Origin of the sequence: Micromonospora sp. NPDC048930, assembly GCF_043197935.1 — a bacterium.
In the GTDB taxonomy this organism is placed as follows: Bacteria; Actinomycetota; Actinomycetes; order Mycobacteriales; family Micromonosporaceae; genus Micromonospora.
The window spans coordinates 113216-135235 of the sequence record NZ_JBICUB010000012.1 but is presented as its reverse complement, the minus strand read 5'-3'; the positions used below and the strand labels follow the sequence as shown (position 1 = coordinate 135235).

Below are 22020 nucleotides of genomic sequence, written 5' to 3'. Positions count from 1 at the left end.
CAGTCCTCCAGGTGCGGCGCCGGGGAGGTCCCCGATCACCGCCGCTCATCCGTCCTCAGTGGAGGAACGGGATTGGTGTGCCGTACGGTGTGCGCGAAGCCTGCAAAACCTTGCCAATGCCGGGCCGTGTGGTCAAGCGCGGATGTCCGGACCAGTTTCGGGACACCCGTCCCACATGTTGGGGACACGGAACGTTAACCGACAATTACTGCACAGATACAACTGACCACTCTGGAGTTACATGCCCTGTTCAGGGGCCTGGGAAAATGAAGGTATTAGTTGTCCGCTGCACGGGTTGAGTCGCCGCCGACCGTTTCCTGTCCCACTGCGGCTTCCCAAACAGCATTCCGTCTGATGAAATCGCGGCCGTGCCGCGCGCGGCGCTGGCCGCCGCACCAGGCACGGGTCGGCGGGTCAGGCGTGGAAGAAACGACGGAGGCGATGTCGTGAGCACGGGACCTACGACCCTGCCCGAGAGTCAAGGTGCCGACCAGCGGAGCCGGCGACGGCGGCTGCCCCGGCTGCGTGACGCGCGGATCCGGTCGAAGCTCGCCCTCATCCTGGTCGTTCCGGTGGCGGCTGTCATCGCACTGGCAACTATCCGACTCGTCTCGGTCGGCGAGGGCGCCTACGAGGCCAGCCGGATCCACTCGCTGACCGCGCTGTCGATCGACGTCTCGGCGCTCGCCCAGGACCTGCACAACGAGCGGATGGCGGCGGCCAGCTACCTGGCCGTGCCGAACCAGAAGCCGGACGACTACAACCTGCGGGTGCGGCGCACCGACGAGCGGATCCAGGCGTACCGGGAGGAGCGCGGGCGGCTCGGGGACGTGCCCGCCTCGGTCCGGGACCGGCTGAAGGTCATCGAGGACCACCTGGCCACGCTGAACGGCACCCGCCAGGAGGTGCTGGACCGGCAGCAGATGCCGGTCGCCGAGGCGAGCCTGCGCTACGGCATCATCTTCAGCGACCTCGTCGCGTACGGCGACACGCTGGCCCAGCAGCCCGGCGCGGAGAGCATCGCCGACGCCCGCCGCGCGGTGGCCGCGTTCTCGCACGCCAAGGCGGAGGTCGCCGAGGAGCAGGCGGTCGCCTTCACCGCGCTGGCCAGCGGTCGGCTCGACGAGGAGCAGTTCTCCTCCTTCGTCGCCACCCTGACCGCCCAGCAGGAGTCGCTGCTCTCCTTCTCCCGCGCCGCCGAGCCCGCGCAGCGGTCCCTGGTGGACGGCACGGTCTCCGGTGACGCGGTGCAGCTCGCCGACCGGGTCGCGAACGACCTGTCCCGCTCGGTCGGCCAGACCCCGCTGGTCACCCGGGACGAGGCGTCCGCCGCGTTCGGCGCGGTCGACGACCTGATGCGGTGGGCCGAGATCCAGCTTCAGGACCGGCTGCTGGCCGAGGCCGAGCAGGTCCAGACGGACGTCCTCCGGCAGGCCGTCGTGGAGAGCCTGGTCGTCCTGCTCACCCTGCTCATCGCCGTGACCCTGGCCGTGGTGCTGGCCCGCTCGCTCAACGAGTCGCTGCGCCGGCTGCGCGAGGGTGCGCTGGCGGTGGCCAACCACGACCTGCCGGACGCGGTGAGCCGGCTGCAGAACGTCAACGCCATCGGCGACGGCGGGGTGGACGAGATCGTCCAGCAGGTCCGGGACCCGATCAAGCTGGCCAACCGCGACGAGGTCGGCCAGGTGGCCGCGGCCTTCAACGTGGTCCACCGGGAGGCGGTCCGGGTGGCGGCCGAGCAGGCCGCGCTGCGGACCAGCGTCTCGGCGATGTTCCTCAACCTGGCCCGGCGTTCGCAGAGCCTGGTCGACCGGATGATCGGCGAGCTGGACGCGATCGAGCGTGGCGAGGAGGATCCGAAGCGGCTCGCCCAGCTCTTCGAGCTGGACCACCTGGCCACCCGGATGCGCCGCAACGACGAGAACCTGCTGGTGCTGGCCGGCGCCGACTCGGCCGTGCCGCGCCGCGAGGACGCGCTCCTGGTCGACGTGCTGCGTGCCGCCCAGTCCGAGGTCGAGCTCTACAACCGGATCGAGTTCGGCACCGTCGACACCGACATCTCGGTCGCCGCGCACGCGGTGAACGACGTGGTCCGGCTGGTCGCCGAACTGCTCGACAACGCCACCCGGTTCTCGCCGCCGAACACCACGGTGGTCGCCGACGGCCGGCGGATCCGGGACTACGTGCTGATCCAGGTCGAGGACCGGGGCCTGGGGTTGACCGACGAACAGCTCGACTCGCTGAACCGGCGGCTGGCCGCCCCGCCCACGGTGGACGTGGCCGCGTTCCGGCTGATGGGTCTGGCCGTGGTGAGCCGGCTCGCCTCCCGCTACGGCATCCGGGTGGAGCTGCGGCGCAACGTCGAGGGCGGCACCGTCGCCCAGGTGACCCTGCCGAACTCCGCGGTGGTGCTGCCGGCCAACCGGGGCCAGGCCCCGCTGACCCGGTCGCGCCAGCCGCTCGCCGTCGAGCAGTCCCCGCTGAGCCAGCTGGGCTCCTCGGCCGCCGACGCGCTGTCCGGCGCGGGCCGGGGCGGCACGGCGACGTTGACCGACCAGTGGCGCACCGCCGCCCCGCCGCCGGCCCGCTGGCAGACCGCCGGCGTCGAGGCGCGGGACACCGGTCCGGCCGTGCAGGTGGGCGGGGCGACCGGTGCGCTGCCGAGCCTGCCCACCGTGCCGACCACCGCCCCGGTCGCGTCCGTGCCGCCCGCCCCGTCGGCGCCGGTCTCGGGCGCCGGCTACCCGGTGGGTACGCCGACCCACTCGTACCCCGCGCTGGATCCGCTGCCGAAGCGGACCCCGGGCGGGGAGGCGGCCGGCACCACGCCGGTCGCCCCGGTCGACCCCGCCCCGGCGGCACCGCCGACCTACCAGCCCGCGGCGGCGTACCAGCCTGCGGTGGCGTACCAGCCGGCCGTGGCGACCCCGCCGCCCGCGCCGGTGGTGTCCCGGACCGCTCCGCCGGCGGAGGCGCCGATCTTCCGGGAGATGGAGGCGGTCTGGTTCCGCTCGCACGGCGAGGACGAGACGACCATCTTCGCCCGGCCCCAGTTCGACGACGAGCCGGCGGCCGTGCCCGCGCAGCCGGTCGCCGCGGCCCCGCCGCTGCCCACGCGCACCCCGGGCGCCCAGGCCTCGGGCGTGGCCACGCCGCCGCCGTACACTCCGCCGGCGGTGCCGTCCACACCGCCCGCCGCCGCCGTACCCCCGCCGGCGCCGGACGCCTGGCGGACGGCGGCCGACGAGGGCTGGTCGCGGGCCAGCCGGGCCGCCGAGCCCACCAACGGCGGCACCACCCGTTCCGGCCTGCCCAAGCGGGTGCCACAGGCCCAGCTCGTGCCCGGCGGCATCGAGCCGAAGGCTGGGCGGGCCCTCACCCGGCGCACGCCGGACGAAGTACGCGGCCTGTTGTCGGCCTACCACCGCGGTGTGCAGCGGGGTCGGACGGCCGGCGCGGACCTGAACAGCACCTCGACCAAGGAGACGAACCGATGAACAGGCCAGCGGCCATGCAGGACATGGGTTGGCTGCTCACCAACTTCGCCGACAGCGTGGCGGGCATCGCCCACGTGGTGGCGGTGTCCGCGGACGGGCTGCTGCTCGCCTCCTCCCGCGACCTGCCCGCGGATCGAGCCGACCAGCTCGCCGCGATCACCTCCGGCGTGGTGAGCCTGACCGAGGGCGCGGCCCGGATGTTCAGCGCGGGTGGGGTGCTCCAGACGGTGATCGAGATGGACAGCGGATACCTGTTCCTCATGTCGATCAGCGACGGCTCGTCGATGGCGGTGCTGGCCGCCCGGAGCTGCGACGTCGGCCAGGTGGGCTACGAGATGGCGCTGCTGGTGGAGCGGGTCGGACAGGCCCTGTCCCCGCTGCCGAGGGACGCCGTCCGGTCCTGACCGGGCGTGGGTGTGACTGGGTGACCCGGAGCCGGCCCGGCTCCGTACGAGGGGAGGTGATCGCGAGATGGAACCACGGCGGGACCCGCGTGGTGCGCTGGTGCGACCGTACGCGGTCACCCGTGGCCGCACCGAGCCGCTGCAGAACATCGCGCTGGAGGCGGTGCTCTCCTGCACCGCCACCCAGTCGGCCGAGGCGCGGTTCGCCGGGCACGACAAGTACCGCATCGCCACGGTCTGCGAGGGCCGGGCGCAGTCACTGGCGGAGATCGCCGCGTACACCCGGATGCCGCTGGGCGTCACCCGGGTGCTGGTCGCCGACATGGTGGCCGAGGGCCTGCTGACGCTACACACTGCCGCTCCCGCGACGGGCTTCGCGGCGCGGATGAACCTGCTTGGAAGGGTGCTGAGTGGACTTCGCGAACTATGACCCCGCCGGGGCGAACCCGAACCGCAGCCGGGAGATCATCTCCGCGAAGATCGTGATCGCGGGCGGCTTCGGCGTGGGCAAGACGACCCTGGTCGGGGCGATCTCCGAGATCCAGCCGCTGACCACCGAGGCGCTGATGACCGCGGCCGGCGTGGGCATCGACGATCCGTCGAAGGTGCCCGGCAAGGAGACCACCACGGTCGCCATGGACTTCGGCCGGATCACCATGGCCGAGGACCTGATCCTCTACCTCTTCGGTACGCCGGGTCAGACCCGCTTCTGGTTCATGTGGGACGAGATCATCCGGGGCGCGGTGGGCGCCGCCGTCCTGGTGGACACCCGGCGGATCACCGACGCCTTCGCCCCGCTGGACTACTTCGAGAACCGCAACCTGCCGTACGTGGTGGCGCTGAACCGGTTCGACGGCGCGCCGCACTACGAGGTGGAGGAGGTCCGCGAGGCGCTGGCGATCTCGCCGGACGTGCCGCTGGTGATGTGCGACGCCCGGCAGCGGGACTCGGTCAAGCAGGTGCTGGTGACCGTCGTCGAGCACGCGATGCACCGCCTCCAGGCGGAGCACGGCTTCGCGGCCCCGGTCGGCTGACCGCCGGACCGCCGGCGCGGCCCCGGGCACGCGCCGGCCCGGGGCGACGGGTCAGTCGACCCGGAGCCGGTAGCCGCGCTTGACCACGGTCTGCACGACGCGGGGGGCCTGCAACCCGACGCGCAGCCGGGCGACGGCCATCTCCACCGCGTGCTCGTCCGCGCCCCGGGGCAGGGTACGCAGCAGCGCGGTGCGGGACAGCACCTTGCCGGGGGACACGGCGAGCGCCCGCAGCACCGCCATCGGGGCCGGGGCGAGCGGCCGCAGCTCGCCGTCCACCACGGCCGCGTGCCCGCGCAGGGTCAGCAGGTGCCCGCCGGCCTTCACGCTCACGGTCCGCCGGGGCAGTTCGTCCACGATGGTCCGGACCAGGGCGCCGAGCCGGGCCCGGTTCGGGGCGCTCACCGGCACCCCCCGCCGCAGCAGCGGCTCGGCCGTGACCGCGCCGACACAACTGGCCAGCACGTCTCCCCGGAGCGCCTCCAGCACCGTCTCGGTCCGGTCCCCGGCCGCCCGCAGCAGCGCCTCCGCCGCCGGCGCGGAGGTGAACGTGACCGCGTCGACCAGCCGCCCCGCGACCAGGTCGATCAGCCGGTGCAGCGGGGCCGGGTCGGTGGGCGGCGCCCAGCGGTAGACCGGCACCTCGATCACCGTGGCTCCGGCCGACTCCAGCGCCTCGGTGCACTCCGGCTGCCGCTCGCCGTGCAGCTGCATGGCCACCACCTGGCCGGCCACGCCCCGCCGGACCAGGTGGTCGACCACCTCGTCGCAGCTCTCCGAGCCGGGGGACCAGTGCTCCCGCAGGCCGGCGGCCCGGATCGCGCCGGTCGCCTTCGGTCCGCGGGCCACCACGTACGACCGGGAGAACACGTCACGCAGGGGCTCGGCCAACCCCCACCCCTCGGCCGCCTCCAGCCAGCCGCGCATCCCGATGCCGGTGTTGGCCATCAGGATGTCCGGCGGGCGGTCGAGGCAGGCCCGGGTGGCCTCGCGCAGGTCGGTGTCGTCGGCGAGCGGCACGATCCGCAGCGCCGGGGCGAGCACCACCCGCGCGCCGCGCCGTTGGAGCAGCGCGGCGAGCTCGTCGCGTCGCCGGTCGGCGGTGACCCCGATGGTGAAGCCGGCCAGTTCGTCGCGCATCACTCCTCCTGTCGCAACCGCACCTCGACCAGCCCGTCCCGACAGCGCGCCTCGTGCCGCCGCAGCGCCACGCCCGGGAGGTCGAGGCACTGCCCGGTCCGCAGGTCGTAGACCTGCTTGTGCAGGGGCGAGGCGAGCGTGGGTACGCCGCCGCGGCTGCCCACGATGCCCCGGGACATCACGTACGCGCCGCCGACCGGGTCCAGGTTGTCCACCGCGTACAGCTCGCCGCCGGTCCGGAAGAGCGCGACCTGCACGCCGTCCACCAGGGCGGCCACCCCGCGGTCGGGGTCGAGCCGGTCCAGCGGGCAGACCGGCGTCCAGTCGAGGGTGATGACGGGGCTCATCGCGCCACCTCGCTTCGCTCGGTGCCGCGACCAGGCGCCGCGGCACAGTGCTGACTGATTCGCTCGCTGCGCTCGCTCATCGGCGTACCTCCGGCAGGCCGAGCGCGACGGGCCGGGGGCGGCGGTCGGCGCCGGTGGCCGGTGGCGCCCCCCGGGCGGGCACCGGCTGGCCGCGTTCGACCGCGAAGGTGATGGACGGGTCGGGCACGTCCGGGGCGTTGACGAAGGAGGTGAAGCGGCGCAGGCGCTCCGGGTCCTCCAGCACGTCCCGCCACTCGTCGGAGTACGACGCGACGTGCCGGGCCATGGCGGCGTCGAGTTCGGCGCAGAGGCCGAGCGAGTCGTCCACGATCACCGACCGCAGGTGGTCGAGTCCGCCGTCCATCGCCTCGATCCAGGCGGCGGTGCGCTGCAACCGGTCGGCGGTGCGGATGTAATACATGAGGAACCGGTCGATCAGCCGGATCAGCGCTTCGGTGGACAGATCGGTGGCGAACAGGTCGGCGTGCCGGGGGCGGAAGCCGCCGTTGCCGCCGACGTAGAGGTTCCAGCCGGTCTCGGTGGCGATGATGCCGAAGTCCTTGCTGCGCGCCTCGGCGCACTCCCGGGCGCAGCCGGAGACCGCCGACTTGAGCTTGTGCGGGGCACGCAGCCCCCGGTAGCGCAGCTCCAGCGCGACGGCCAGCCCGACCGAGTCCTGCACCCCGTACCGGCACCAGGTCTCGCCGACGCAGGACTTCACCGTGCGCAGCGCCTTGCCGTACGCGTGGCCGGACTCGAAACCGGCGTCGACCAGCCGCCGCCAGATCTGCGGGAGCTGCTCGACCCGGGCCCCGAACAGGTCGATCCGCTGCCCACCGGTGATCTTCGTGTAGAGCTGGAAGTCGCGGGCCACCTCGCCGATCACGATCAGCTTCTCCGGGGTGATCTCCCCGCCCGGGATCCGGGGCACCACCGAGTAGCTGCCGTCCCGTTGCAGGTTGGCCAGGAAGTGGTCGTTGGTGTCCTGCAGGGACGCCTGCTCGCCGTCGAGCACGTGCCCGGTACCGAGCGAGGCGAGGATGGAGGCCACCACCGGCTTGCAGATGTCGCAGCCGCGCCCCCGCCCGTGCTCGGCGATGAGCTGGGAGAAGGTCCGGATGCCACGGACCCGGACGATGTCGAACAGCTCCTGCCGGCTGGCGTCGAAGTGCTCGCAGAGCGCGGTGGACTGCTGCACGCCGGCCGCGTCCAGCAACTGCTTCAGCATCGGCACGCAGGAGCCGCAGCTCGTGCCGGCCCGGGTGCACGCCTTCAGCGCCGGCACGTCGGTCGCGCCGCCGGCGATCGCCGCGTCGAGGTCAGCCCGGGTCACCGCGTTGCAGGAGCAGACCTGGGCGGTGGCCGGCAGCGCGCCGGCCCCGGCGCCCGCGCCGCCGGCCGGGGCCAGCAGCGCCAGCGGGGGCGCGGGCAGCGGACCGCCGACACTCGCCCGCAGCGTCGGGTACGCGCTCGCGTCGCCGACCAGCACCCCGCCGAGCAGTGTCTGCGCGTCGTCGGAGAGGACCAGCTTCGCGTACGCCCGGGTGGCCGGGTCGGTGAAGGTGACGTCGAGGCAGCCCGGGGTGGCGCCGTGCGCGTCGCCGAACGAGGCCACGTCCACGCCGAGCAGCTTGAGCTTGGTGGCGGTGTCCGCGCCGGGGAAGGTGGCCGCCCCGCCGAGCAGCCGGTCGGCGACCACCTCGGCGGTCGCGTACCCGGGGGCGACCAGGCCGTGGCAGGTGCCGTCCACCGCCGCGCACTCGCCGACCGCCCAGATCCGCTCGTCCGCGGTCCGGCAGGTGGCGTCGACCAGCACGCCGCCGCGCGGGCCGAGCGGCAGCCCGGCCGCCCGGGCCAGCTCGTCCCGGGGCCGGATGCCGGCGGCCACCACCACCAGGTCCGCGTCGACGGTGCGGCCGTCGGAGAGTTCCAGCGCGGCGACCGTCCCGTCCGGGCCGGGGCGCAGCGCGCTGGTGGCCACCCCGAGGTACGGGGTGACGCCCAGCTCCTCGACGTACCGGCGGAGCATCGCGCCGCCCGCCTCGTCCAGCTGCACCGGCATCAGCCGGGGGGCGAACTCGACCACGCTGGTCGCCAGCCCGAGCAGCCGCAGCGCGTTCGCCGCCTCCAGGCCGAGCAGGCCGCCGCCGATCACCGCCCCGGTCCGCCGGCCCCGGGCGTGCTGCCGGATCGCCGCCAGGTCGTCGAGCGTGCGGTAGACGAAGACCCCCGGCAGGTCGGTGCCGTCGACCGGGGGCACGAACGGGTACGAGCCGGTGGCCAGCACCAGCGCGTCGTACGGGTGCTCGCCGGCCGCGGTGAGCACCACCCGCCGGTCCCGGCCGACGCCCAGGACCGGCTCGCCCAGCCGCAGCGCCACCCCGTCGTCGGGGGTGTGCAGGTTCAGCTCCTCGGCGCTCACCCCGTCGAAGAAGGCCGAGAGCCGCACCCGGTCGTACGCCGGTCGCCGCTCCTCGGCCAGCACGGTCACCTGCCAGCGCCGGTCGTGGTCCCGGGCCCGCAACGCCTCGACGAAACGCTGCCCGACCATGCCGTTGCCGACGACCACCAGCCTGCCGCCGCTCATCGACTCACCTCCGATTTCCCGCACTCCGTTCATCACCTCGCCGCCACCGGGTCCGCCTCGGCGAGCCAGTCGGCGATGCCGGCGACCGCGTCCCGGCAGCCGCCGCAGCCGGTGGCGGCGCGGGTCGCCGCCGACAGCTGCGCGACGGTCCGGGCGCCAGAGCGCCAGCACGCCACCAGCGCGCCCTTGCTCACGTCGTTGCACTGGCACACCGTGGCCGCGTCCGGCATCAGCGCCGGGGACGCGGCGGGCGCGGCCGGGGCGGCGCCGAACGCGCGCCCGAGCAGCAGCGAACGCCGGTCCGCCGGCACCGGGGCGCCCCGGTCGAAGAGCTGCACCACCGTGCCGACCGCCGGGTTGTCGCCGAGCAGGATCGCCCCGGTCAGCCGCTCGTCGCGGATCCGCAGCCGGGCGTACGTGCCCCGGGCCGGGTCGGCGAAGGTCAACTCCTCGACCGGCCCGCTCTCGGGCGAGGACGGGTCGGCGGCGTCGCCCATCGCGGCCAGGTCGATGCCGGCCGCCTTGAGCCGGGTCACCACCGGGCGGGGCCGGTACCGGGCCGACCGGTCGGCCCCGGTCAGCACCTCCGCCACCACCCGGGCCTGCGCCCAGGCCGGCGCGACCAGCCCGGTCAGCGTCCCGTCGTGCTGGGCGCAGTCGCCGATCGCGGAGATCCGCCGGTCGCTGGTCCGCATCCGGTCGTCCACCACCACGCCCCGGTCCACGGCCAGCCCGGCCTCGGCGGCCAGGGCGGTGTCGGGGCGTACGCCGCAGGAGAGGACCAGCAGGTCGGCGGTGAGCGCCCGGCCGTCGGCGAGGTCCAGGCGGACCCGGTCGCCCTCGGCGGCCACCCCGACGGCCGGCACGGCCAGCGCGGTCCGTACGCCGAGCCCGGCGAGGGTGCCGGCGAGCACCGCCCCGGCGGCCGGGTCGAGCTGCCGTTCCATCAGGTGCCCGACCGGGTGGACGACGGTCACGTCCAGGCCCCGGGCGGCGAGCCCACGGGCCGCCTCCAGCCCGAGCAGGCCACCGCCGAGCACCAGGGCGCTCCGGGCACCCCGAGCGGCGGCGAGGATCCGCCGGCAGTCGTCCAGGGTGCGGAACGGGACCACCCGCTCGGGCAGCGGGTCGAGCCCGGGCAGCGGGGGCACCAGGGCCCGGCTGCCGGTGGCCAGCACCAGATGGTCGTAGCCGATCCGGTCGCCGTCGGCGGTGCGTACCTCCCGGGCGGCCCGGTCGATCGCGGTCACCGCCGCCCCGGTCCGCACGTCCACGCCCTGCCCGGCGACCTCGGCCAGCTCCACGTCCTGCTCGCCGATCTTCCCGGCGAGCAGGGTGGAGAGCATGATCCGGTTGTACGCCCGGTGCGGCTCCGCCCCGAGCACGGTGACCTTCTGGTCCCCGTCCCGCGCGTGCAGTTCGGCGGCGAGCCGGGCGCCCGCCATCCCGTACCCGACGATGATCACTCGCATGGTTTCTCCACCCGGACCGCGCAGATCTTGAACTCCGGCATCCCGGAAACCGGGTCGACGGCGTCGTTGGTGACCGAATTGGCCCGGGCCGCGCCCGGCCAGTGGAACGGCGCGAAGACGGTGTCCGGCCGGATCGCCGGGCTGAGCCGGGCCGGCGCGCGGAACTCGCCCCGGCGGGAGACCACCCGCACCTCGTCCCCCTCGGCCACGCCCAGCCGGTCGGCCAGGTCGGGGTGCAGCTCGACGAAGCCGCCGGGCGCGGCCCGGCGCAGCGCGGCGACCCGCCGGGTCTGCGCGCCGGACTGGTACTGGGCGAGCACCCGGCCGGTGGTGAAGTGCAGCGGGTACTCGGCGCAGACCGGCTCGGCGGCGGGCCGGTGGCGCACCGCCCGGAACCGGGCCCGGCCGTCCGGGGTGGGGAACCGGTCGGCGAAGAGGCGTGGGGTGTCCGGCCCGGCCGGGTCGGGGCAGGGCCAGAAGACGCCGGTGTCGGCGTCGATCCGGTCCCAGGTGACCCCGGCGTAGTCGGCCGGGCCGCCCGCCGAGGCCAGGCGCAGCTCCTCGAACACCGCTCGCGGGTCGGTCGGGAACGCCTCCTCCGGTGCGGGGAAGGGCCCCTTGTCATGCATTTCGCGATAAGCAGGGGCCCTTCCCCGCAGCCGGGTGGCGAGGGCGGCGAGGACGTCGAGGTCGGTCCGGACGCCGGGCGGGGGCTCGCGCAGCGCCCGGCGGCGCAGCACCCGACCCTCCAGGTTGGTCATCGTGCCGTCCTCCTCGGCCCACTGCGCGACGGGCAGCACCACGTCGGCCAGGGCCGCCGTCTCGGAGAGCAGGAAGTCGGCCACCACCAGCAGGTCCAGGTCGCGCAGCCGGGACTCGACCCGGGCCGCGCGGGGCGCGGACACCACCGGGTTGGAGCCGAAGACCAGCAACGCCCGGGGGCCGGTCGCGGTGCCGAGGGAGTCCAGCAGGGCGTACGCGGGCACGCCCGGCCCGGGCAGGTCGTCGGCGGCCACGCCCCAGACCCCGGCCACGTGCGCGCGGGCCGCCGGGTCGTCGATCCGCCGGTAGCCGGGGAGCTGGTCGGCCTTCTGCCCGTGCTCCCGGCCGCCCTGCCCGTTGCCCTGGCCGGTGAGGCAGCCGTACCCGGAGCCGGGGCGGCCGGGCAGGCCGAGGGCGAGCGCCAGGTTGATGAAGGCGGTGACCGTGTCGACGCCCTTGGCGTGCTGTTCCGCGCCCCGTGCGGTGAGGATGATCGCCCGGTCCACGGTGGCCAGCGCCCGGGCGGTCGCCTCCAGGTCGGCCACCGGCACCCCGGAGAGGCGTTCCACCTCGGCCGGCCAGTATCCGGCCACGGTCCGCCGCACCTCGTCGAAGCCGGTGGTCCGCTCGGCCACGTACGCCCGGTCGAGCCAACCCTCGGTGAGCGCGATGTGCAGCAGCGCGTTGGCCACGGCCAGGTCGGTGCCGGGCAGCGGTTGCAGGTGCAGATCGGCCTGGCGGGCGGTGGCGGTGTGCCGAGGGTCGACCACGATCAGCCGGCCACCCCGCTCGCGCTGGTCGGTGAGGTGCCGCAGCAGCGGCGGCATGGTCTCGGCCGGGTTCGCGCCGACCAGCAGCAGGGTGTCCGCCCGGCCGAGGTCGGCGAGGGGGAAGGGCAGCCCCCGGTCGACGCCGAAGGCGCGCAGCCCGGCGGCGGCGGCCGAGGACATGCACCAGCGTCCGTTGTAGTCGATGTGTCGGGTGCGCAACGCCACCCGGGCGAACTTGCCGAGCGCGTACGCCTTCTCGTTGGTCAGCCCACCGCCGCCGAAGACGGCGACCGCGTCCCGCCCGTACCGGTCCTGGACGGCGCGGAGGCCGGCGGCCACCCGGTCGAGGGCCTCCTCCCAACTCGCCGGGCGCAGTTCGCCGCCGGGGCGGTCGCGCAGCAGCGGGGTGGTCAGCCGGTCCGGGTGGTCGAGCAGTTCGGCGGCGGTCCAGCCCTTCTGGCAGAGGCCGCCCCGGTTGGTGGGGAACTGCCGGGGCGCGACCTCGATCCGCCGTCCGTTCTCGCGTAGCACCATGCCGCACTGGAGGGCGCAGTACGGGCAGTGGGTCGCCGCCTCGCGGGGGCCTACCCCCGGTCGCGTCGCCACGCGTGCACCGTCTGTCATGCCCGAGAAGCGTGCCGCCGGGCGGTTTCCGGTCCGGGTCCCTTCTGTTTCGGTCCTGTCAAGAGCGGCTCACACCGCACGGGAGTGACGGAGCGGGCCGCAGGGTTTAGAATGTGAGACAGAAATCTCGAATATTGGGAGCGACGATGAGTGTGGCGGACGCGTTCGACGCGGTGGCGGGCAGTTACGACGCGGCCCGACGCCGGCTGGTGCCCTGCTTCGACGCCTTCTACGGCACCGCGATCGAGGTGGCCGCGCCGCCGCTGCGGGCGGCCCTGGCCGCCGGGCGTACCCCCGAGGTGCTGGACCTGGGCGCGGGCACCGGCCTGCTCTCCCTGCTGCTGGCCGCGGCCGTCCCCGGCATCCGGCTGACCCTGGTCGACGCCGCGCCCGGCATGCTCGCGGTGGCCACCGGTCACCTGGCCGCCCGGGGCGTGCCGCACCGGACGGTGCTCGCCGACCTCACCGACCCGCTGCCCGCCGGCCGGTACGACGCGGTCGTCTCCGCGCTGGCCGTCCACCACCTGGCCGACGAGGGCAAGCAGGCGCTCTACCGGCGGGCGGCCGAGGCGCTCGTGCCCGGTGGGGTCCTCGTCAACGCCGAGCAGGTGGCCGGGCCGACCCCTGCCCTGGACCGCCGCTACGACGAGGTGTGGACCGCCCGGATCACCGAGCTCGGCTCGGACGCCGAGGAGATCGCCGGGGCCCGGGAGCGGATGCGGCACGACCGGCCGGCGACGGTGGCCGCCCAGTGCGGCTGGCTCACCGACGCCGGTCTGGTCGACGTGGACTGCTTTTTCAAGGAGTGGCGCTTCGCGGTCTTCGGCGGGCGGGCCGCCTGACCGATGGGGCCGAGCGGGCCCCGAGGTCCGGGTAGCGCCTGTTCCGGCGGAATGTCCGGTTCGTCGACCGGCGCGGGCGTGGATGACTGCTGGTCATACCAGCGGGTAATCTCTCCGGCATGACCGCCAAGGTGACGTTGTCGTTCTCCGACGAGACGATCGAGGAGGCGCGCCGGTTCGCCAAGCGCGAGGGGCTGTCCCTCTCCGCCTGGATGGACCAGGCCGCCCGGGAGAAGGCGCTGCGTGAGGTCTTCACCGCGCACGCCGCCGCCGTCGGCCGCGCCGGCCTCGACCTGGAGGCCGCGGCCCTGGCCGACGCGCAGGAGGCCGCGATGGTCGACGACGCCCTCTTCGGCGGTGGGCGCCCGCGTGCTGCGTAGGGGAGAGGTCTGGCGGATCTCGGGCGCCCGGGAACGCCTCGGTCTGGTGATCAGCTCCGACGTCTACAACTCCACCGACGTGCCGATCGTGATGGTGGCCGAGGTGGTCGAGGAGTCCCTGTTGCGCGACTCACCCCTCGCCGTGCCCATGGGCGGGTACGTGGTGATGCCCGACCGGCTCTCCTCGCCGATGAAGAAGTGGTTCACCGAGTGCGTGGACGTGGCCGACACGGAAACCATGCAGCGGGTGGGGCGCGCCCTGCGCATCCTCCAGGAGCTCTGACCGGCTCACCACCGGTCCCCGGCGGACGTGCGATCTCCGTTTCCGGAACGACGCCGGACGGGCACGGCCGGGTAACCGCCCCTTCCTAGCGTCCCCCTCGTCGCCGACGAGGAGGAGTCGCCCGTGAGCACGCTCGCTTCCCCCACGACCCTGGCCCCGGCCGCGGGTCGCCGACCGGTCACCGACTGGCGCCCCGAGGACCCCGAGTTCTGGGCGACGACCGGGGCCCCGGTCGCGCGCCGCAACCTGTACGTGTCGATCTTCGCCGAGCACGTGGGCTTCTCCGTGTGGAGCCTCTGGTCGGTGATGGTGCTCTTCCTGGGCCCGGAGTACGGCATCGACCCGGCCGGCAAGTTCCTGCTCACCGCCGTGCCGGCCGCGCTCGGCGCGGTGCTGCGGCTGCCGTACACCCTGGCGGTGGCCCGGTTCGGCGGGCGGAACTGGACGGTGGTCAGCGCGCTGCTGCTGCTGGTGCCGGCCGTGCCGATGACGCTGCTGATCGAGCCGGGGGTGTCGTACGCCACCCTGATGGTGCTGGCCTGCCTCACCGGGGTCGGCGGCGGCAACTTCGCCTCCTCGATGGCCAACATCAACCTGTTCTTCCCGGAGCGGCTCAAGGGCCGGGCGTTGGGCCTCAACGCGGGCGGCGGGAACCTCGGCGTGCCGGCGGTGCAGTTGGTCGGGCTGGCGGTGCTGGCCACCGCCGGGGCCGCGTACCCCCGCCTGGTGCCCGCGGTCTACCTGCCGCTGATCGTGCTCGCGGCGCTGGCCGCGGCGCGCTGGCTGGACAACGTCCCGGGGGCGCGGAACGAGCCGGGCGCGCTGCGCGCGGCGGCCCGGGAACCGCACACCTGGGTGATGTCCCTGCTCTACGTGGGCACCTTCGGCTCGTTCATCGGGTTCGGCTTCGCCTTCGGCCAGGTGCTCCAGCTCCAGTTCCACGACCGGTTCCCGACCGCGGTCGACGCCGCCTGGCTGACCTTCCTCGGGCCGTTGATCGGCTCGCTGATCCGGCCGCTCGGCGGCCAGCTCGCCGACCGGCTCGGCGGGGCCCGGGTGACCTTCTGGAACTTCGTCGCGATGGCCGCCGGCGCCGGGCTGGTGCTGTACGCCGCCCGGGACCGCTCCTTCCCGCTCTACCTGGTCGGGTTCCTGGCGCTCTTCGTCTTCTCGGGGATCGGCAACGGGTCGACCTACAAGATGATCCCGGCGATCTTCCGGGCCCGGGCGGCGACCGAGGCGGCGCTGACCGGGGACCGGGCGGCGGCCGAGCGGCGGGCGCGGCGACTCTCCGGGGCGTTGATCGGCATCGCCGGGGCGGTCGGCGCCTTCGGTGGGGTGCTGGTGAACGTGGCCTTCCGGCAGTCCTTCCTCGCCTCCGGCACCGCCGACGCGGCCTACCTGGCCTTCATCGGCTGGTACGCGCTCTGTTTCCTGCTGACCTGGGCGGTGTACCTGCGGCCGGGGCGGCGTAAGCTGTCCGGCGTGTGACCTCCGCCATGCGCGAAAGCGCAGGCCACGCGGGGTGGCACCCCGTTTTGACCTGCCGCCGGGCGGCCGGGTATCGTTGCCTGCTGTTGTACGACATTCAGAGGCGTGCCGCATCAGGTACGCTTGGTCGTTCGTGCGCGCCTGGTCACCTCGGCGCGCGACCCCAGACCGACGACGAGACAAGGTAGACCTGTGCGTACGTACAGCCCGAAGCCGGGTGAGATCGAGCGTCAGTGGCACGTCATCGACGCCTCTGATGTCGTGCTGGGCCGCCTCGCGACCCACGCCGCCACGCTGCTGCGTGGCAAGCACAAGCCGACTTTCGCGCCGCACGTCGACACGGGCGACTTCGTCGTCATCGTGAACGCGGGCAAGGTCGCGCTGACCGGCAACAAGCGGCAGACCAAGATCGCTTACCGCCACTCCGGTTACCCGGGTGGTCTGAAGCAGGTCGGCTACGAGGAGCTGCTGACCAAGCGGCCCGAGCGGGCCATCGAGCTGGCCGTGAAGGGCATGCTCCCGCACAACAAGCTGGGCCGCCAGATTCTCAAGAAGCTGAAGGTCTACGCCGGTGCCGAGCACCCGCACGCCGCGCAGCAGCCGGTGCCGTTCGAGATCAAGCAGATCGCGCAGTGAGCGCGGGCGAAGGAAGCAGCATGACCGACATCACCGCCACCGAGGTTGCCCCTGAGGCCACCGAGGCGCCGGCGCCCGTCGCGCGCGCGCCTCGTGGCGACCGCCCGATCCAGACCGTGGGTCGGCGCAAGGAGGCCATCGTCCGGGTCCGCATCGTTCCCGGCAGCGGCAAGATCACCTGCAACGGCCGCGACCTCGAGGCCTACTTCCCGAGCAAGGTGCACCAGCAGCTGATCAAGGACCCGCTGGTCACCGCCGAGAAGGCCGAGGCGTTCGACGTGATCGCCAACCTGCGTGGCGGCGGCACCACCGGCCAGGCCGGCGCGCTCCGGCTCGCCATCGCCCGGGCGCTGATCGTCAGCGAGCCGGACGACCGCCCGGCCCTGAAGAAGGCCGGCTTCCTGACCCGTGACGCCCGGGTCAAGGAGAGCAAGAAGTACGGCCTCAAGAAGGCCCGTAAGGCTCCTCAGTACTCGAAGCGCTGATCATCAGCAGCGCCTTGTACTTCTGACGGACGGCCGGGTCCGCCTCCCCTCGCGGGAGGTGGCCCGGCCGTTCCGCTTTCCCCTTCTTCACGGCAGTTCCATCGGAGGTTGGCGGGTATGGGTCGGTTGTTCGGCACGGACGGCGTACGCGGGCGGGCGAACGCGGATCTCACCCCGGAGTTGGCGCTCGCGGTGGCGGTGGCCGCCGCCCACACGCTGGCCGAGACGGACAAGAGCCATCCGCCGCTCGCCGTGGTCGGCCGGGACACCCGGGCCAGCGGCGAGATGCTGGAGGCCGCCGTGGTGGCCGGGCTCACCAGCGCCGGCGCCAACGTGGTGCGGGTCGGCGTGCTGCCCACCCCGGCGGTGGCGTTCCTCACCGCCGAGGCCAAGGCCGACCTGGGCGTGATGCTCTCCGCCTCGCACAACCCCATGCCGGACAACGGCATCAAGCTCTTCGCCGCCGGCGGGCACAAGCTGCCGGACGAGATCGAGATGCAGATCGAGGCCGCCGTCGAGGCGAACGCCGCCACCGCCTGGGAGCGCCCGACCGGGGCCGGGGTCGGCCGGGTGCACGACCTGCTCGACGGCGCCGACCACTACGTCCAGCACCTGGTCGGCACCGTGCCGCACCGGCTGGACGGGATCAAGGTCGTGGTCGACTGCGCCAACGGGGCGGCCGCCGAGGTCGCGCCGGCGGCGTACCAGGAGGCGGGCGCCGAGGTCATCGCGATCCACGCGGAGCCGGACGGCCTCAACATCAACGACGACTGCGGCTCGAACCACATCGAGGCGCTGCGCGTCGCCGTGGTCGAGCACGGCGCGCACCTCGGCATCGCCCACGACGGCGACGCCGACCGCTGCGTCGCGGTGACCGCCGACGGCGACGAGGTCGACGGCGACCAGGTGATGGCCATCCTGGCCCTGGCCATGCGGGAGGCCGGCGAGCTGACCCAGGACACCCTGGTCGCCACCGTGATGAGCAACCTCGGCCTCCGCCTGGCCATGTCCGCGCAGGGCATCCGGCTGCTCGAGACCAAGGTCGGGGACCGGTACGTGCTGGAGGAGCTGCGCGCCTCCGGCCTGGCCCTCGGCGGCGAGCAGAGCGGGCACATCGTCATGCCGGCGTACGCCACCACCGGCGACGGGGTGCTCACCGCGCTGCACCTGATGTCCCGGATGGCCGCCACCGGCAAGTCCCTGGCCGAGCTGGCCGCCGTGGTCACCAAGCTGCCCCAGGTGCTGATCAACGTGCCGGTCGGCGACCGGACCGTGGGCTCCGCCGCCCCGGCCGTCCGCGCCGAGGTGGAGCGGGCCGAGGCCGAGCTGGGCGAGACCGGCCGCGTGCTGCTGCGCCCGTCCGGCACCGAGCCGCTGGTCCGGGTCATGGTCGAGGCCGCCACCGAGGCGACGGCCCGCGAGGTGGCCGAGCGCATCGCCGACCAGGTCCGCACCGCCAGCCCGGTCGCCTGAACCTTCCGGACCCGGAGCAGGCCGGTGTCTCGGCCGGCCTACGGCCGTCCGTCGCCTCGGACCGAGTGTGTCGCTCACCCGCTTTGGAGCTGAGTCGTTTGCGATATCACCCGCGGCGGCCGGAGCAGGGCGTGCTGGCGGGATGACCACGCCCATATGCCCCTGACCTGCGAGACGCCGACCCCGTGGACCCCCGGCCGTTCGGGCTTCGGCCGCGGCTGAGTCGTCTGTGACATCAGCTCCAAAGGCAGTCGCGGATCATCATCTCGTCGCCGGCGCCAGGCGGCGGAGGAAGCGGTCGGCCAGGTCGAGGATCCGGTCGCTGTCCAGCTCGAGCGCCGGCGCGGCCACCGTCACCTCGGCCAGCGCCATCCCGGGCACCTCGGTGTCCCGCCAGCCGCTGACGAACCACGCCTTCTCCTCCTCGGCGAGGGCGAGATTGGCGGCGTTCAGATCCTCCGCCGGGTGCGGCAGCCAGAGCCGGAACTGGTGGGTGTGCGGCGGAGCCGGGTGGACCCGGGCGCCGGGCAGGGTGGCCAGGGCGGTGGCCACCACCTTGGCGTGCGCCACGTAGCCCGGCAGCCGGGGCAGTTCGTGGGTCAGGCCGGCGAGCGCGGCGAGGGCGGCCGGCCACTGCTGGAAGAGGTTGCCGCCGTGGCGGTGCCGCCAGGCGCGGGCGTACCGGATCAGCTCCGCGTCGCCGGCCAGCGCGGCACCGGAGTGGCCGCCGAGGGACTTGTAGAACGAGACGTACGTGCTGTCGGCGAGGGCGGCGATCTCGGCCGGCGAGTGCCCCAGGTGGACGGTCGACTCCCAGAGCCGGGCCCCGTCCAGGTGCACCCGGGCGCCCCGCTCCCGGGCCGCCGTGACCACGGCGGTCAGCTCGTCCCAGGTCGGCAGCACGAACCCGGCGTCCCGCAGCGGCAGCTCCAGCATCAGCGTGCCGATCGGCTCGTCGAGCGCGGCCACCTCCTCGGCGCTCGGGTTGCGCGGCGCGTCCGTGGTGCGCACCGCCCGGTGGCCGCCGAGCACCGCGTACGCGTCCCGCTCGTGCAGCAGCGGGTGGCTGAGCGGGTGCAGGCCGACCGCGTCCCGGCCGGTCACCTCGGCGCCGTACCGCATGGCGACCTGCTGGGCCATGGTGCCGGTGGGGAAGAAGGCGACCGCCTCGGCGCCGAGCAGGTCGGCGACCCTCGCCTCCAGCTCCTCGACCGGCCCGCCCTCGCCGTAGAAGTCGGGCACCGGGTCGTCGGTGACGGTCGCCCCGATCAGCGCGAGCTGCTCCCGCACCGACGCCGGCCGTTTCCCAGAGAGCACCGGGTCGCAGCCGCGCTGGGCCAGGAACCGGCGTACCAGCATCGCGCGATCGTCGGTCATGCCGTCTCCTTCAGCCGGCGCAGCCGGGCCACCGCCTCGGTCAGCACCTCGGGTCGCTTGCAGAAGGCGAACCGCACCAGCCGCCGCCCCGCCTCCGTGTCGTCGTAGAAGACCTGGGTGGGCACCGCCACCACGCCGCAGCGCTCCGGCAGCGACCGGCAGAACTCCACCCCGTCCCGGCCGCCGAGCGGGGTGACGTCGGCCGTGACGAAGTACGTGCCCTCGGGCGCGAGCACCTCGAACCCGGCGTCGGTGAGGCCGCCGACGAGCTGGTCCCGCCGGCGCTGCATGCCCTCGGCGAACCCGGCGAAGTACCCGTCCGGCATGCCGAGCGCCACGGCGACGGCCGGCTGCAGCGGCCCGGCGTTGACGAAGGTGAGGAACTGCTTCACCCGGAGCACCGCGGAGACCAGCGGCGCCGGCCCGCTCACCCAGCCGACCTTCCAGCCCGTGCAGGAGAAGGTCTTGCCGGCCGAGGAGATGCGCAGGGTGCGCTCCCGCATGCCGGGGAGCGTGGCCAGCGGCACGTGCGGCGCGGCGGCGTCGGTGAAGACCAGATGCTCGTACACCTCGTCGGTGACCGCGTACGCGTCGTGCTCCCGGCACAGCTCGGCGACCAGGGTCAGCTCGTCCCGGGTGAACACCTTGCCGGTCGGGTTGTGCGGCGAGTTGAGCAGCACCAGCCGGGTCCGTGGCCCGAAGGCCGCGCGCAGCTCCGCCGGGTCGAAGGCGTACCGGCCGTCGGCGGCGGGGCGCAGCGTCACCGGCCGGCGGACCGCACCCGCCAGGGCGATCGAGGCCGCGTACGAGTCGTAGTACGGCTCGAAGCAGACCACCTCGTCGCCCGGCTCGCAGAGGGCCAGGATGCTGGCGGCGATCGCCTCGGTGGCGCCGGCCGTCACCACGATCTCGCCGTCCGGGTCGTACTCCAGCCCCCAGAACCGCTGCTGGTGGGCCGCGACGGCCGCGCGCAGCGCCGGGATGCCCGGGCCGGGCGGGTACTGGTTGTGGCCGGAGCGCAGCGCCTCGGCCGCCGCCGCGAGCATCTCCGGCGGACCGTCGGTGTCGGGGAAGCCCTGCCCGAGGTTGACCGCGCCGGTGCGCACGGCGAGCGCGGACATCTCGGCGAAGATGGTGGTGCCGAACGCCCGCATCCGGGCCACCAGCGGATCGGTCGTCGTCACGCCGGCCAGCCTACGGGCCGCCGCCGGCACCGCAAGACCACCGTCGGCTCACCCGTAACAGTCCGCCCCGTACTCGGTGGTCTCCTGGGCGACGACCTTGCCGTCGACGACGATCCGACAGCCGAGCGGGCTGCTCTCGGTGTCGTCGGCGTGTCGGACCAGCATCATCACCCGGTCCGTCCCGTCGGCGGTGAGCCTCAGCCGCCAGGGGAGCCGCACCCGCTCGGTCTGGACGAAGTCGCCGTTGGCGTCGTAGTACTCCAGGTCGGCCAGGGTGGAGCCGGTCACCTCGTACACGACGGTGTGCCGGCCGACGCCGCCGGACGGGGTGACCGCGGGGCTCCGGGTGGGCGCCGCGGTGACCAGGCCGCTGTCCGTCCCGGCGCTCTCGTCCGGCTCGTAGGGCTCGGTCGGCCAGGACCCCGCCGACCCCTCGTACGAGTCGGCCGGGTCGTCGACGAGGCTGCCGAGCACGCCCAGGCCGAGGCACCCGCAGAGGGCCAGCACCAGGGCGGTGCCCACGGCGACCAGGACAATGGCGAGCCCCCGGCCCGTCCGGGGCGGCCGTGCCCCCGGGTACGCGTACGAGGGCGGGTAGCCGGGTGGCGGCCAGCTCGACGGGGCGTACCCCGGCCAGGGGTGACCCGGCAGCGCGCCGACCGGCGGCGTGGCCGGGCGTGGCGCGGCGACCGGTGCCGGCGCGGCGTCACCTGCCTGGTCGGTGGGCCGGGGGGCGCCGGTCGGATCGGCCGGGTCGGCGGTCGGAGGCGTGCCGGGCCGGTCCGCGGGGAAGTAGGAACCAGCCGGGACGGGGTGCCCGGCGGGGAAGGGAGAGCTGTCGGGAAGCCCGGGCGCGAGTGGCGTCCCGCTGCCGCTCGACGTGTCCGGCGGGGACCACGGCGTCGGCGGCGCCCAGGGCTGCGGGGCGGCCAGCGGATCCGGGGGCGTCCAGGGCGCGGGTGGCGCCGGCGGCGTCCACGGCTCGGGCGCCGGTGGCGCGGTCGGATCGGTCGGGCCGCTGCCGGCCGGTGGCTCGGGGGGTGGCGTCGCCTCGGACATCGGCTCAACTCGCAGGGGACGGGCGCGGATTCGGGCGCGGCGGGGTGGCTGGCACGTCCGGGACGGGATCGCGAGGTGCGTCCCCGCCAGGCTCCTCACGGTAAGGGCCCGTCGCCACTCGACGTGGTCCGGGCGTTCTGGGCGATTGGTTC

General features: G+C 74.4%; 19 protein-coding genes. 11 read left to right on the top strand and 8 right to left on the bottom strand.

Annotated elements, in window-relative coordinates:
- Positions 1 to 446 precede the first annotated feature (446 nt).
- The 4 genes from ACGFI9_RS27445 to ACGFI9_RS27430 all read left to right on the top strand — a co-directional run bounded on the left by ACGFI9_RS27445 (position 447) and on the right by ACGFI9_RS27430 (position 4935).
- Positions 447 to 3497 carry a nitrate- and nitrite sensing domain-containing protein gene (locus ACGFI9_RS27445; RefSeq protein WP_393182368.1) on the top strand — a complete coding sequence of 1017 codons (3051 nt, stop codon included), beginning with the start codon at positions 447 to 449 and terminating at the stop codon, positions 3495 to 3497.
- Positions 3494 to 3901: a roadblock/LC7 domain-containing protein gene (locus tag ACGFI9_RS27440; RefSeq protein ID WP_046567138.1), complete on the top strand. Its 408-nt coding sequence runs from the start codon at positions 3494 to 3496 to the stop codon at positions 3899 to 3901. Before ACGFI9_RS27445 ends, ACGFI9_RS27440 begins: the two co-directional genes overlap by 4 nt.
- Before the next feature lie 67 nt (positions 3902 to 3968).
- Positions 3969 to 4331, top strand: coding sequence for a DUF742 domain-containing protein (locus ACGFI9_RS27435; RefSeq protein WP_302771561.1), 363 nt, complete (start codon positions 3969 to 3971; stop codon positions 4329 to 4331).
- Positions 4312 to 4935 carry an ATP/GTP-binding protein gene (locus ACGFI9_RS27430; RefSeq protein WP_393182366.1) on the top strand — a complete coding sequence of 208 codons (624 nt, stop codon included), beginning with the start codon at positions 4312 to 4314 and terminating at the stop codon, positions 4933 to 4935. The genes ACGFI9_RS27435 and ACGFI9_RS27430 overlap by 20 nt, the downstream gene beginning before the upstream one ends.
- Positions 4936 to 4986: 51 nt before the next feature.
- On the opposite strand, the gene ACGFI9_RS27425 is transcribed toward ACGFI9_RS27430, so the two are convergent.
- The 5 genes from ACGFI9_RS27425 to ACGFI9_RS27405 form a co-directional block, all read right to left on the bottom strand.
- Positions 4987 to 6075 carry a uroporphyrinogen-III synthase gene (locus tag ACGFI9_RS27425; protein ID WP_393182364.1) on the bottom strand — a complete coding sequence of 363 codons (1089 nt, stop codon included), beginning with the start codon at positions 6073 to 6075 and terminating at the stop codon, positions 4987 to 4989.
- Positions 6075 to 6422 carry a nitrite reductase small subunit NirD gene (gene nirD, locus ACGFI9_RS27420; RefSeq protein WP_393182362.1) on the bottom strand — a complete coding sequence of 116 codons (348 nt, stop codon included), beginning with the start codon at positions 6420 to 6422 and terminating at the stop codon, positions 6075 to 6077. The genes ACGFI9_RS27425 and nirD overlap by 1 nt, the downstream gene beginning before the upstream one ends.
- 76 nt (positions 6423 to 6498) lie before the next feature.
- Positions 6499 to 9030, bottom strand: coding sequence for a nitrite reductase large subunit NirB (gene nirB, locus ACGFI9_RS27415; protein ID WP_393182360.1), 2532 nt, complete (start codon positions 9028 to 9030; stop codon positions 6499 to 6501).
- Between the two features lie 32 nt (positions 9031 to 9062).
- Positions 9063 to 10502, bottom strand: coding sequence for an FAD-dependent oxidoreductase (locus tag ACGFI9_RS27410; protein ID WP_393182358.1), 1440 nt, complete (start codon positions 10500 to 10502; stop codon positions 9063 to 9065).
- Entirely contained in the window at positions 10493 to 12658 is a 2166-nt protein-coding gene (locus ACGFI9_RS27405) for a molybdopterin oxidoreductase family protein (protein ID WP_393182356.1), read from the bottom strand. The genes ACGFI9_RS27410 and ACGFI9_RS27405 overlap by 10 nt, the downstream gene beginning before the upstream one ends.
- Before the next feature lie 146 nt (positions 12659 to 12804).
- Between ACGFI9_RS27405 and ACGFI9_RS27400 the strand changes: the two genes are divergently transcribed.
- The 7 genes from ACGFI9_RS27400 (at position 12805) to glmM (ending at position 18248) form a co-directional block, all read left to right on the top strand.
- Positions 12805 to 13500, top strand: a complete 696-nt coding sequence (locus ACGFI9_RS27400; RefSeq protein WP_393182354.1) for a class I SAM-dependent methyltransferase — start codon at positions 12805 to 12807, stop codon at positions 13498 to 13500.
- A 119-nt stretch (positions 13501 to 13619) separates the two neighbouring features.
- Positions 13620 to 13880 carry a DUF6364 family protein gene (locus tag ACGFI9_RS27395; RefSeq protein ID WP_167667082.1) on the top strand — a complete coding sequence of 87 codons (261 nt, stop codon included), beginning with the start codon at positions 13620 to 13622 and terminating at the stop codon, positions 13878 to 13880.
- Positions 13858 to 14163 carry a hypothetical protein gene (locus tag ACGFI9_RS27390; RefSeq protein WP_393182351.1) on the top strand — a complete coding sequence of 102 codons (306 nt, stop codon included), beginning with the start codon at positions 13858 to 13860 and terminating at the stop codon, positions 14161 to 14163. Before ACGFI9_RS27395 ends, ACGFI9_RS27390 begins: the two co-directional genes overlap by 23 nt.
- 123 nt (positions 14164 to 14286) lie before the next feature.
- The gene (locus ACGFI9_RS27385; RefSeq protein WP_393182350.1) at positions 14287 to 15654 is read left to right on the top strand and encodes an MFS transporter; all 1368 of its coding nucleotides are present in this window, start codon (positions 14287 to 14289) and stop codon (positions 15652 to 15654) included.
- Positions 15655 to 15846: 192 nt separating this feature from the next.
- Positions 15847 to 16290 (top strand): 50S ribosomal protein L13, encoded by a 444-nt coding sequence (gene rplM, locus ACGFI9_RS27380; RefSeq protein ID WP_393182348.1) that lies wholly within the window; start codon positions 15847 to 15849, stop codon positions 16288 to 16290.
- Between the two features lie 20 nt (positions 16291 to 16310).
- Positions 16311 to 16775, top strand: coding sequence for a 30S ribosomal protein S9 (rpsI, locus tag ACGFI9_RS27375; protein WP_030501567.1), 465 nt, complete (start codon positions 16311 to 16313; stop codon positions 16773 to 16775).
- A gap of 117 nt (positions 16776 to 16892) precedes the next feature.
- Positions 16893 to 18248 (top strand): phosphoglucosamine mutase, encoded by a 1356-nt coding sequence (glmM, locus tag ACGFI9_RS27370; protein WP_393182346.1) that lies wholly within the window; start codon positions 16893 to 16895, stop codon positions 18246 to 18248.
- Positions 18249 to 18509: 261 nt separating this feature from the next.
- On the opposite strand, the gene ACGFI9_RS27365 is transcribed toward glmM, so the two are convergent.
- From ACGFI9_RS27365 to ACGFI9_RS27355, 3 genes are read right to left on the bottom strand one after another with little or no spacing between them, the layout of a single operon-like run.
- Entirely contained in the window at positions 18510 to 19625 is a 1116-nt protein-coding gene (locus tag ACGFI9_RS27365) for a threonine aldolase family protein (protein WP_393182344.1), read from the bottom strand.
- Positions 19622 to 20809: a pyridoxal phosphate-dependent aminotransferase gene (locus ACGFI9_RS27360; protein WP_393182342.1), complete on the bottom strand. Its 1188-nt coding sequence runs from the start codon at positions 20807 to 20809 to the stop codon at positions 19622 to 19624. The genes ACGFI9_RS27365 and ACGFI9_RS27360 overlap by 4 nt, the downstream gene beginning before the upstream one ends.
- 48 nt (positions 20810 to 20857) lie before the next feature.
- The gene (locus ACGFI9_RS27355) at positions 20858 to 21868 is read right to left on the bottom strand and encodes an MmpS family transport accessory protein (protein WP_393182340.1); all 1011 of its coding nucleotides are present in this window, start codon (positions 21866 to 21868) and stop codon (positions 20858 to 20860) included.
- Positions 21869 to 22020: the final 152 nt, after the last annotated feature.

Coding starts and splice junctions, on each gene's coding strand:
- glmM (WP_393182346.1), top strand. CDS start 16,893: ATGGGTCGGTTGTTCGGCACGGACGGCGTACGCGGGCGGGCGAACGCG.
- ACGFI9_RS27440 (WP_046567138.1), top strand. CDS start 3,494: ATGAACAGGCCAGCGGCCATGCAGGACATGGGTTGGCTGCTCACCAAC.
- nirD (WP_393182362.1), bottom strand. CDS start 6,422: ATGAGCCCCGTCATCACCCTCGACTGGACGCCGGTCTGCCCGCTGGAC.
- ACGFI9_RS27400 (WP_393182354.1), top strand. CDS start 12,805: ATGAGTGTGGCGGACGCGTTCGACGCGGTGGCGGGCAGTTACGACGCG.
- ACGFI9_RS27410 (WP_393182358.1), bottom strand. CDS start 10,502: ATGCGAGTGATCATCGTCGGGTACGGGATGGCGGGCGCCCGGCTCGCC.
- ACGFI9_RS27365 (WP_393182344.1), bottom strand. CDS start 19,625: ATGACCGACGATCGCGCGATGCTGGTACGCCGGTTCCTGGCCCAGCGC.
- ACGFI9_RS27425 (WP_393182364.1), bottom strand. CDS start 6,075: ATGCGCGACGAACTGGCCGGCTTCACCATCGGGGTCACCGCCGACCGG.
- ACGFI9_RS27395 (WP_167667082.1), top strand. CDS start 13,620: ATGACCGCCAAGGTGACGTTGTCGTTCTCCGACGAGACGATCGAGGAG.
- ACGFI9_RS27355 (WP_393182340.1), bottom strand. CDS start 21,868: ATGTCCGAGGCGACGCCACCCCCCGAGCCACCGGCCGGCAGCGGCCCG.
- rpsI (WP_030501567.1), top strand. CDS start 16,311: ATGACCGACATCACCGCCACCGAGGTTGCCCCTGAGGCCACCGAGGCG.
- nirB (WP_393182360.1), bottom strand. CDS start 9,030: ATGAGCGGCGGCAGGCTGGTGGTCGTCGGCAACGGCATGGTCGGGCAG.
- ACGFI9_RS27405 (WP_393182356.1), bottom strand. CDS start 12,658: ATGACAGACGGTGCACGCGTGGCGACGCGACCGGGGGTAGGCCCCCGC.
- ACGFI9_RS27435 (WP_302771561.1), top strand. CDS start 3,969: ATGGAACCACGGCGGGACCCGCGTGGTGCGCTGGTGCGACCGTACGCG.